General features: G+C 61.4%; 12 protein-coding genes, 1 other RNA gene and 1 pseudogene. 11 read left to right on the top strand and 3 right to left on the bottom strand.

All coding sequences use genetic code 11. The features are described 5' to 3' along the window. The 5 genes and pseudogenes from EN914_RS15630 to EN914_RS15650 form a co-directional block, all read left to right on the top strand. Window positions 1–469: pseudogene (locus EN914_RS15630) on the top strand (multidrug effflux MFS transporter); the annotation flags it as partial. A 164-nt stretch (window positions 470–633) separates the two neighbouring features. Then, window positions 634–960, top strand: a complete 327-nt coding sequence (locus tag EN914_RS15635) for a PadR family transcriptional regulator (RefSeq protein WP_024501425.1) — start codon at window positions 634–636, stop codon at window positions 958–960. Beyond that, window positions 957–1,523, top strand: coding sequence for a DUF1700 domain-containing protein (locus tag EN914_RS15640; RefSeq protein ID WP_024501424.1), 567 nt, complete (start codon window positions 957–959; stop codon window positions 1,521–1,523). The genes EN914_RS15635 and EN914_RS15640 overlap by 4 nt, the downstream gene beginning before the upstream one ends. A gap of 43 nt (window positions 1,524–1,566) precedes the next feature. After that, entirely contained in the window at window positions 1,567–2,274 is a 708-nt protein-coding gene (locus EN914_RS15645; RefSeq protein ID WP_024501423.1) for a GIN domain-containing protein, read from the top strand. Between the two features lie 115 nt (window positions 2,275–2,389). After that, window positions 2,390–3,436 carry a dienelactone hydrolase gene (locus EN914_RS15650; RefSeq protein WP_024501422.1) on the top strand — a complete coding sequence of 349 codons (1,047 nt, stop codon included), beginning with the start codon at window positions 2,390–2,392 and terminating at the stop codon, window positions 3,434–3,436. Between the two features lie 24 nt (window positions 3,437–3,460). On the opposite strand, the gene EN914_RS15655 is transcribed toward EN914_RS15650, so the two are convergent. Together EN914_RS15655 and ssrA are read right to left on the bottom strand one after the other, a co-directional pair. Next, complete coding sequence (locus tag EN914_RS15655; RefSeq protein WP_196815377.1) at window positions 3,461–4,015, bottom strand: AAA family ATPase; 555 nt, start codon at window positions 4,013–4,015, stop codon at window positions 3,461–3,463. Window positions 4,016–4,101: 86 nt separating this feature from the next. Continuing rightward, window positions 4,102–4,461: a transfer-messenger RNA gene (gene ssrA / locus EN914_RS15660) on the bottom strand. 170 nt (window positions 4,462–4,631) lie between these two features. Here ssrA and EN914_RS15665 point away from each other — a divergent pair. From EN914_RS15665 to EN914_RS15680, 4 genes are all read left to right on the top strand, one after another. Next, window positions 4,632–4,943 (top strand): DUF2853 family protein, encoded by a 312-nt coding sequence (locus EN914_RS15665; RefSeq protein WP_013531020.1) that lies wholly within the window; start codon window positions 4,632–4,634, stop codon window positions 4,941–4,943. Window positions 4,944–5,102: 159 nt separating this feature from the next. Further along, complete coding sequence (locus tag EN914_RS15670) at window positions 5,103–5,897, top strand: thymidylate synthase (protein WP_024501420.1); 795 nt, start codon at window positions 5,103–5,105, stop codon at window positions 5,895–5,897. Next, the gene (locus EN914_RS15675; RefSeq protein ID WP_024501419.1) at window positions 5,894–6,313 is read left to right on the top strand and encodes a HEPN domain-containing protein; all 420 of its coding nucleotides are present in this window, start codon (window positions 5,894–5,896) and stop codon (window positions 6,311–6,313) included. The genes EN914_RS15670 and EN914_RS15675 overlap by 4 nt, the downstream gene beginning before the upstream one ends. After that, entirely contained in the window at window positions 6,292–6,687 is a 396-nt protein-coding gene (locus EN914_RS15680) for a hypothetical protein (protein WP_127219057.1), read from the top strand. The genes EN914_RS15675 and EN914_RS15680 overlap by 22 nt, the downstream gene beginning before the upstream one ends. A 5-nt stretch (window positions 6,688–6,692) precedes the next feature. Here the strand turns inward: EN914_RS15680 and EN914_RS15685 are convergent, their stop codons facing one another. Continuing rightward, window positions 6,693–6,902, bottom strand: coding sequence for a molybdopterin-binding protein (locus EN914_RS15685; protein WP_024501417.1), 210 nt, complete (start codon window positions 6,900–6,902; stop codon window positions 6,693–6,695). A 162-nt stretch (window positions 6,903–7,064) separates the two neighbouring features. Here EN914_RS15685 and modA point away from each other — a divergent pair, with 162 nt between their 5' ends. Together modA and EN914_RS15695 are read left to right on the top strand one after the other, a co-directional pair. Then, window positions 7,065–7,859, top strand: a complete 795-nt coding sequence (modA, locus tag EN914_RS15690) for a molybdate ABC transporter substrate-binding protein (RefSeq protein ID WP_024501416.1) — start codon at window positions 7,065–7,067, stop codon at window positions 7,857–7,859. Window positions 7,860–7,874: 15 nt separating this feature from the next. After that, a partial coding sequence (locus EN914_RS15695; protein ID WP_127389145.1) for an ABC transporter permease subunit occupies window positions 7,875–8,283 on the top strand: 409 nt, incomplete at its 3' end.

Below are 8,283 nucleotides of genomic sequence, written 5' to 3' on the forward strand. Positions count from 1 at the left end.
GGTCTACAGCGTGTTCTTCTCGATCAACGCGGTCGCCTTCATCGGCATGTCGCAGATGACGGGGCTGCTGGCCGAGCGCTTCGGCCTGCGACGCGTGGTGCGCGTCGCGGTGACCGGCTATGCCACGACGATGGTGGTGCTGTTCGCGGTGATGGCGACGGGCATCGACCGGCTCGACGTGATGGCGGCGCTGCTGTTCGTCGGCTACGGCTTCCTTGGTCTGGTCATTCCGACCACGTCGGTGCTGGCCATGGAAGAGCATGGCGAGATTGCCGGCACGGCGTCAGCGCTGATGGGCACGCTGCATTTCGCCATCGGCGCACTGGCCATGGGTGTTGCCGGCGTGTTCTTCGACGGTACGCCGCTGCCGATGGTGGCCGGCATCACGCTCTGCGCGGTGATTTCCTTCACGCTGGCCAAGGTCACGCTCGGCCGCTCTCGCGAGGCCGTCGAGGCGCCGGCCGAGTAGGCACTGCTCGCAGGTATATGAAAAGGCCGGGTTTTCCCGGCCTTTTTTATGTCTGAGAAGCTGCGTCCGTCCCCTCGTTCATCACCTCGGTATCACGTTTAAGTTGGTACCTTGCATAAGAAGGTACCTGCCGATATGGTGTACTGGACTTGCCGGGAGCGACCGTGACCGATCCAAATGATGTCCAGCTGAAAAAGGGCGCGCTTGAACTGTGTGTCCTTGCCTTGCTCGCCCGGCGGGAAAGCTATGCCTACGAGATCGCCAGCACGCTGGCCGAGCGTGTCGGCATGGGAGAAGGGACGATCTATCCGCTGATGCGGCGCATGCAGAGTGACGGGCTTGTCGCGACATGGCTCGTCGAATCGACGAGCGGGCCGCCCCGCAAATATTACCGGCTCACCGCAGTCGGCAGGACAGTCTACGAGGCGCGCAGCCGGGAATGGCGAAGCTTTGTCGATGCCGTCGACCTTTTCCTGGGAGAGATGGAATGAACCGCGATGCCTTCTTGGTTTCCCTGCGCAACAGCCTGGCCGGAATGCCCGCGGGCGAAGTCGATGAAATCGTCGCCGACTACGGCGCCCATTTCGACGAGGCGCTAGCCTCCGGACGGAGCGAAGAGGATGTTGCCGAGGCACTTGGCGATCCGGCGCGGCTTGGGCGGGAGCTGCGGGCGGAAGCAGGGATTCGCCGCTGGGAGCATGATCGTGGTCCGGCCGGTGTTGCCGCCGCGCTGCTCGCCCTGACCGGGCTCGCCGCCTTCGACATTCTCCTGCTGCTGCCGGTTCTCATCGTCTTCTGCTTCGTCGTGCTTGGTCTCGGCATTGCGGCCCTGGCGCTCGGCGTCGCCAGCGTCGGGCTGCTGTTGAGTGTCGTGCCGTTCTGGCATTTCGCATCGTGGGCCACGCCATTCGCACGCTTGCTGGCCGCTGTCGGCCTTGCCGCCGCCAGCATCGGATTGGGCTCGCTGCTGCTGCTCGGCCTCAATATCGGGGTCAAGCTGCTGGGGGATTATGCGCGCCTGCATTACCGCCTGGTCAAACCACGCCAGCCCTGATCAACCCAGTGGCGCGTCGCCACGCAGAAATAACAGGTGCACCATGAACAAGACGCTTGCCTGGACCGCCGTGCTGTCGCTCGCAGTGGCCGTGATTTGTCTGTCGCTGGCGAATTCGATCGCCGGAAACGAGTGGAGAGGTGGCCGCTGGTGGAATTTTGCCTCCAGCTGCCGCGGTTCCGGTGATGGGACCAAGCCCGGATCGGTGACGCTGGTCTGGCAACCGATCTCCAGCGAATTCCAGATTGCCCTGCCGGCAACGGTCACTTATCGGCCCGGCACGCCTTCCCAGGCTGTCGTCAGCGGCGATCCCGAGGCGGTTTCGCATGTTCGCCTGTCCGGCAATGTGCTGGCCTTCGACGACGGCTTCGATTGCGATGGCCGGCCGGTCAGCGTCCAGCTTACCGGTCCAGCGGTCCCCAGTTGGCGGTTGAGCGGCAGCGGCAGGCTCGAGCTTTCCGCTCTCGCCCAGGAGGCGCTGGACCTGCGCATCAGCGGCAGCGGCGATGTGCGCGCCAGCGGCAGTGTGCAGGATCTCTCCTTGCGCATCTCGGGCTCCGGTTCAGGTGACTTCGGCAAACTCACAGCGAAGACCGCCAGTGTCCAGATCAGCGGCAGCGGCAATGCCGATATCGCGCCGCGGGACCAGGCCGATATCCGCGTGTCGGGCAGCGGCAATGTGCAAGTCCACGGCAACCCGAAGATCAATTCCCATGTCAGCGGCAGCGGCAGGGTCGAGACGGTGCCCTGAGCGGCTGCAAAGCCGCGCGCACACGCGCTACTTCTCATCACACTGTATGCAGCCGGAAGGCGGGTCAGACCGCGGTCCGAGGACACCAATCTGTTTGAACATCGGAGACAGGAAAATGCGTTTGAAGAAGCTCCTGATTGCCGCCCTGGCAAGTCTGGCCGTCACGACAGCTCATGCCGCTGGTTTGAAATTCATCCAGATACCGGCCGATGCCGCCGGGCCGGCAATTGATGCTGCCATGTGGTCGCCCTGCGCCAGCCCGCCCGGCGAGGTGAAGGTCAAGCAGTCTACCGTTCCGGCTGTGCTCGACTGCCCCATCGAGGGCGGGAGATTGCCGCTCGTCGTCATTTCACATGGCTATGGCGGCTGGTACCTTGATCTCCACGATATGGCCGAGACGCTCGCGGATGCCGGTTTTGTCGTCGTTGCCATCAACCATCCGCACGCGAACCACGCCGATATGAGCCAGGCCAATGGTCTGGGCGTGCTGAGGCAGCGTCCGATCGATATCAAGCGCACCATCGATTTCATGCTCGGCAACTCGGCGGATTCGGCCAAGATTGATCCTCAGCGCGTCGGCTTCTACGGATTTTCGCAAGGCGGCTATACCGGCCTTGTCATCGGCGGCGCCGATCCGGATTTCAACAAACTGCCGCCGCGCTGTTCGGACCCGGCCGACACCGGCTGTCCGCCAGCCAACCAGCCCAAGCCGGCGCGCAAGCAATTGCCGCCGGAAACGCTGACCCACGATACCCGCGTCAAGGCGATCGTGGTGGCGGATCCGCTGAGCGTCGTTTTCCAGACTGCCGACAGTGTCGAGAACGTCAAGGTGCCGCTCCAGCTCTGGAGTTCGCAGTTCGGCGGCGACGCTGTATCGCCCGTCGACGTGAAGCGACTGGCTGGATTGCTGCCGCGGACACCGGACTTTCACGTCGTGTCCAACGCCGTGCATCTCTCCTTCCTGACGCCATGTCCTGCCGACGACGCGCGCAAGCCATCGCCAGCTTGCATCGATGCTCCGGGTTTCGACCGGGTTGCCTTTCACAAGGCGTTCAATGCCGCTGTGCTTGCCTTCTTTCGCCAGCATTTGGCCGAAGACCAGGACCACGGGGCAAAGACGCCCGCGCCTGGCCACGAAGCAGCCGAAACAGCGGTGCAATAAGCAAAGGTCGGACTGTCGAGCCTTTCACGCCAATCCTGTCTCGGCCAGCACGAAGCGCAGCCGCGCCTCGACGGGGGCCAGCGGCAACGGAACCATCTCGTAGCCCAGTTCCGTATAGACGCCGACCAGCGCATGGTGGGTGCGCTCGGCCTCGTCGAGCGTCTGCCTGCGCTCTTTGTCCTGCGCGAAGATCTCCGGCCAAAGCGGGGCGACGAAGACGCGCCGATGATAGCGGAAGCGCTCTGCGGCAGCGTGGGCGTGTTCGGGTATCGGCAGGCCGCTCAGCCTGAGATAGCCGAGCGTGTCCGGAACGCCGCGATCGAAAAAAACAGGACGCCCGGTCTGTTCTAGCGCAATTTGACACGAGCGCATCTCCCATGACAGCATCAACTCGGCAAACAGGGCGCGATCGTGCCAAGGCAAAGCGGGTCCGCCAATGGCGGACTGGTCGCGGATAATGCCACGCCCGGCTTCGACCGAGGTGGCAAAGCCTGCGTGGCCCAGGGCTTGGATCAGGGTCGTCTTGCCGGAGCCGGGACCGCCGGTCAGCACGAAGAATCGATCGGAATCGTTTTGCATGTTTTGTCCATGGAGAGGGAGCACGCGGCAGGGCGCGTTCGCGGCGGAACTGCCGTCGCGCATGCTGGATATCGGAGGAGGGGAGAAGTGGAGGTTTCTGTTGCCAGGTACCTCCGAACCCCGCCTAGAAGTGCGAACCTCTAGGGCTTGATTTGAAGCTATCGCACCGCTTACGCGGCGAGACGTGCTTCCGCATAGTTGTCATTTGCAACTACAGGTTTAGCCCGATGACGGTGGTACCATGCCGGGCAAAAGTACGATCTTTACACCTTCGTCGATCCTATTTCGCCCCCAGCAAAAACCGCTCTGTCGTCAACAGCGGCTTTTGGTGGAGGCGCCGGGTACCGCCCCCGGGTCCGAACGGCTTATTTCATCGCCCATTTATCGCCATAGTCGGTCAAGCCGACAAACCGAATATAGGGGGCGATCGCAGGAAATGAAAGGCCGCAATGGCACTTTGTCCCCGTGTCAAAACCGCAAGTCCGAAGGGTTGACTTGAGCGCGGTCTCAACCGAAGCTTTGCCCCGGTGAGGAGTTATCGACATAGCGCACAAGTTGCAGCAGCGCGCCACAGCCCTCATCGATCGGATCCGTGGCGCCGACGAGGGGAATTTTGATGGCCGACTATCTTGCAGACGTGAAAAAATACGATGCCTCGGCGAGTGCCGACGTGGTCGACAAAATCGTGAAGCATCTTGGCATTGCGCTTCGGAACCGCGATTCCTCGCTGGTGTCTTGCACCGATCCGAAGGAACTGGAGCGCGTCAAGGCTGGCTGGGTTGCCAAGAAGCTCGGCATATCGGACGACAGCAAGGCCGACGCTTCGATCGAGAAGGTCTGCAAGGCGATGGCCGCCGACAACACCAAGAACCGGGTTACCTTCTACTACCTGGTTGCCAAGGACCTGGGTAAACTCGGCTCCCTCTGACGGCCGCGCTTCAATTCGCCGGGCTGGCGCGGTCCATGCGCCAGCCCTGATGTTGTTGGGGACTGACTGGCTTCGGGCATGGCTTGCGCGCTGCTTTGTGGTGTTCGATCGCCCGTCTGTCAGTTATGATGGCTGGACAACCGAATCGAGCCGGAACCGATGCGCCAGTATCTCGACCTCCTGCAGCACGTGCTGGACAACGGCGCCGACCGCGGCGATCGCACCGGCACCGGAACGCGCTCCGTCTTCGGCTACCAGATGCGTTTCGACCTGGCGCGCGGCTTTCCCGTCACCACAACCAAGAAGCTGCATCTCAAGTCGATCATCCATGAGCTTCTGTGGTTCCTGGCCGGCGACACCAACATCAAATATCTCACCGACCATGGCGTCTCGATCTGGGACGAATGGGCCGACGAGAATGGCGATCTCGGCCCGGTCTACGGCAAGCAGTGGCGTTCCTGGCCGGACGGCCATGGCGGCTCGATCGACCAGATCGCGAATCTTCTCAAGGAGATACGCAGAAATCCTCAATCGCGGCGGCTGATTGTTTCGGCATGGAACCCAGCCGAGGTGGAAGCGATGGCGCTGCCGCCCTGCCACTGCCTGTTCCAGTTCTATGTTTCGGAAGGGCGGCTTTCCTGCCAGCTCTACCAGCGTTCCGCCGATATCTTCCTTGGCGTGCCGTTCAACATCGCGTCCTATGCCCTGCTGACCTTGATGGTGGCGCAGGTGACAGGGCTGAAACCCGGCGATTTCGTCCACACACTTGGCGATGCGCACCTCTACTCTAACCATTTCGAGCAAGCGCGCGAGCAACTGCGGCGCACGCCGAGGACGCTGCCGACAATGTGGATCAATCCGGAGGTGAAGGACCTCTTCGCCTTCCGCTTCGAGGATTTCCGGCTGGAAAACTACGTCGCCGACGCGTCGATCAAGGCGCCGATCGCGGTATGACATTAGAGAGGACCGCGCTTCAAGCCATAGCCAATGCGAAGCTGCAAGACGCAGAACTTTTGTTTCAAAACGAACGTTTTTCGAATGCTTACTATCTTTTCGGATACGCTGCAGAAATTGCCATCAAGGCACGAATTTCGCGGATTTTTCAGCCAGATACCATTCCTGACAAGAAATTTGTCCAAGACATTTATAGCCATGACCTCAACAGGCTCGTGGCCTTGGCTGGCTTGTCTGCGGACCTAACCGAAAGTCGGACGGCGTCGCCTGTATTCGACGGCCATTGGTCGGCGGTCTCAGATTGGAATGAGGCTTCGCGTTACGATATGATAGATGTGTTTGAAGCGACGGCCATGCGAAACGCGATGGTCGACGAAGAGCAAGGAATATTCAGATGGCTTCAGGATCGTTGGTAAGGACCGACATCGACGCCGGCATCAACCTAATTCGTGCTCTTGATGAAAAGAGATTCGGAGTTGCAGCTGCACTATGGTTGTACAACAGTGACGTCGACAATTGGCGCATGATTATCGCCTATCGCGGCCCACGAAAGGATCTCGAGAAAAAATATCTCGATGCAGCAACCATTGCTGCTGACTGGCGCAAGGCACGTCCACAAGAGCCTATTTTAGATCTTAGCAAGGTGAAGATCACATCAGCGGACGACCGGCTCATCGCCGGCTTGGGTATTGCCATGCGGGTTGATGGCCTCGGTGAGGTGCGATTTTCTCACAATACCATCAACGGCATTTATGTCGAAGATGCCTTGATCCATAGGCTTGCCGCCTAACGCGGTCAGTCGATGCCGACCATCACGTCCGAGGCTTTGACCACGGCATAGGCCTGCTTGCCCTTTTCGAGCTTGAGATCGGCGACGGCCTCGTTGGTGATCGAGGCGGTGACGATGGCGCCGCCGCCGATGTCGATCCTGACATGCGAGGTGGTGGCTCCCTTGACGATCTCGGCGATCGTTCCCTTGAGGACGTTGCGGGCGCTGATCTTCACCGGAGTTTCCTTTCCAAGGTTTCTTTTCCCGGTCTTACCCAGAACAATTGGTGTCGTACAGACGCTTTCATGGGGCGCCGGGCCTTCCCTTGTTATATTCATACGGATATATCGGTCAGCAGGCTTCGGGCCGGCCGGATTTCAAACCAGGGAGAGTTTTCCATGACGCGCACAGGTTTTGGATCTAGGGCGATCGCCATTGGCGGTTTGGCTGCGGCGCTGATGGCAGTCGTGCCGGCAGCGCATGCGGAAGACAAGGTGGTGGTGTTTGCCGCAGCCAGCCTCAAGGACGCGCTCGACGCGGTGAACAAGGCCTGCGAGGCCGATGTCGGCGAGGCGGCGACTGTCTCCTATGCCGCGAGCTCGGCGCTGGCCAAGCAGATCGAGGGCGGGGCGCCTGCCGACGTCTTCATCTCGGCCGATCTCGACTGGATGAAATATCTCTCCGACAAGAAGCTGACCAAGCCGGACACCGAAGTGAAGCTGCTCGGCAATCAGATCGTGCTGGTGGCGCCGAAGGACTCGGCGGTCGACACCAGGATCGAGAAGGGTTTCGACCTCGCCAAGCTGATCGGCGACGGCAAGCTCGCCATGGGCGATTTCAAGGCGGTGCCGGCCGGCAAATACGGCAAGGCCGCACTTGAATCGCTCGGCGTCTGGTCCTCGGTCGAGGGCAAGGTGGCGCAGGCCGAAAACGTGCGCGCGGCGCTGAAACTGGTTTCGACGGGCGAAGCCGCCCTTGGCATTGTCTATGCCACCGACGCGCATGCCGAAAAGGGGGTCAAGGTGATCGGCACCTTCCCGGAGGATTCGCATCCGCCGATCATCTATCCGGTTGCCCAGACCGCCGATTCGAAGGACAAGGATACGCCGGCTTTCCTGAAATGCCTGCAGTCGGCCAAGGCGGCCGCGCTGTTCAAGGATCAGGGATTTACCGTGCTCGCGCCGAGCAACTGAGTTCCAAGGGGCACTATGAACTGGCTGCTGGACCTCACTCCCGACGAATGGAATGCGGTCCGGCTGTCCATCAAGGTGGCAACGGTGGCGATGCTCGCCAGCCTGCCGCCGGGCATCTTGATCGCGCTTCTGCTTGCCCGGGGACAGTTCTGGGGCAAGACGGTTCTCAACGGGCTGGTGCATCTGCCGCTGATTCTGCCGCCCGTGGTGACCGGCTATCTGCTGCTGCTCACCTTCGGCCGGCGCGGCCCGGCGGGCGCTTTCCTGGCAGAGCATTTCGGCATTGTCTTCTCCTTCCGCTGGACGGGTGCGGCGCTGGCCTGCGGCGTCATGGGCTTTCCCCTGATGGTGCGGGCGATCCGGCTGTCGATCGAGGCAGTGGACCGCAAGATGGAAGCGGCGGCGGGAACGCTCGGCGCCAATT

It is taken from the genome of Mesorhizobium sp. M7A.F.Ca.CA.001.08.2.1 (assembly GCF_003998455.1).
GTDB lineage: Bacteria > Pseudomonadota > Alphaproteobacteria > Rhizobiales > Rhizobiaceae > Mesorhizobium > Mesorhizobium ciceri.

What these genes read in the sequence shown, in the direction of transcription:
- EN914_RS15640 (WP_024501424.1), top strand. Translation starts at nt 957, where the DNA reads ATGAACCGCGATGCCTTCTTGGTTTCCCTGCGCAACAGCCTGGCCGGA.
- EN914_RS15645 (WP_024501423.1), top strand. Translation starts at nt 1,567, where the DNA reads ATGAACAAGACGCTTGCCTGGACCGCCGTGCTGTCGCTCGCAGTGGCC.
- EN914_RS15650 (WP_024501422.1), top strand. Translation starts at nt 2,390, where the DNA reads ATGCGTTTGAAGAAGCTCCTGATTGCCGCCCTGGCAAGTCTGGCCGTC.
- EN914_RS15655 (WP_196815377.1), bottom strand. Translation starts at nt 4,015, where the DNA reads ATGCAAAACGATTCCGATCGATTCTTCGTGCTGACCGGCGGTCCCGGC.
- EN914_RS15665 (WP_013531020.1), top strand. Translation starts at nt 4,632, where the DNA reads ATGGCCGACTATCTTGCAGACGTGAAAAAATACGATGCCTCGGCGAGT.
- EN914_RS15670 (WP_024501420.1), top strand. Translation starts at nt 5,103, where the DNA reads ATGCGCCAGTATCTCGACCTCCTGCAGCACGTGCTGGACAACGGCGCC.
- EN914_RS15675 (WP_024501419.1), top strand. Translation starts at nt 5,894, where the DNA reads ATGACATTAGAGAGGACCGCGCTTCAAGCCATAGCCAATGCGAAGCTG.
- EN914_RS15680 (WP_127219057.1), top strand. Translation starts at nt 6,292, where the DNA reads ATGGCTTCAGGATCGTTGGTAAGGACCGACATCGACGCCGGCATCAAC.
- modA (WP_024501416.1), top strand. Translation starts at nt 7,065, where the DNA reads ATGACGCGCACAGGTTTTGGATCTAGGGCGATCGCCATTGGCGGTTTG.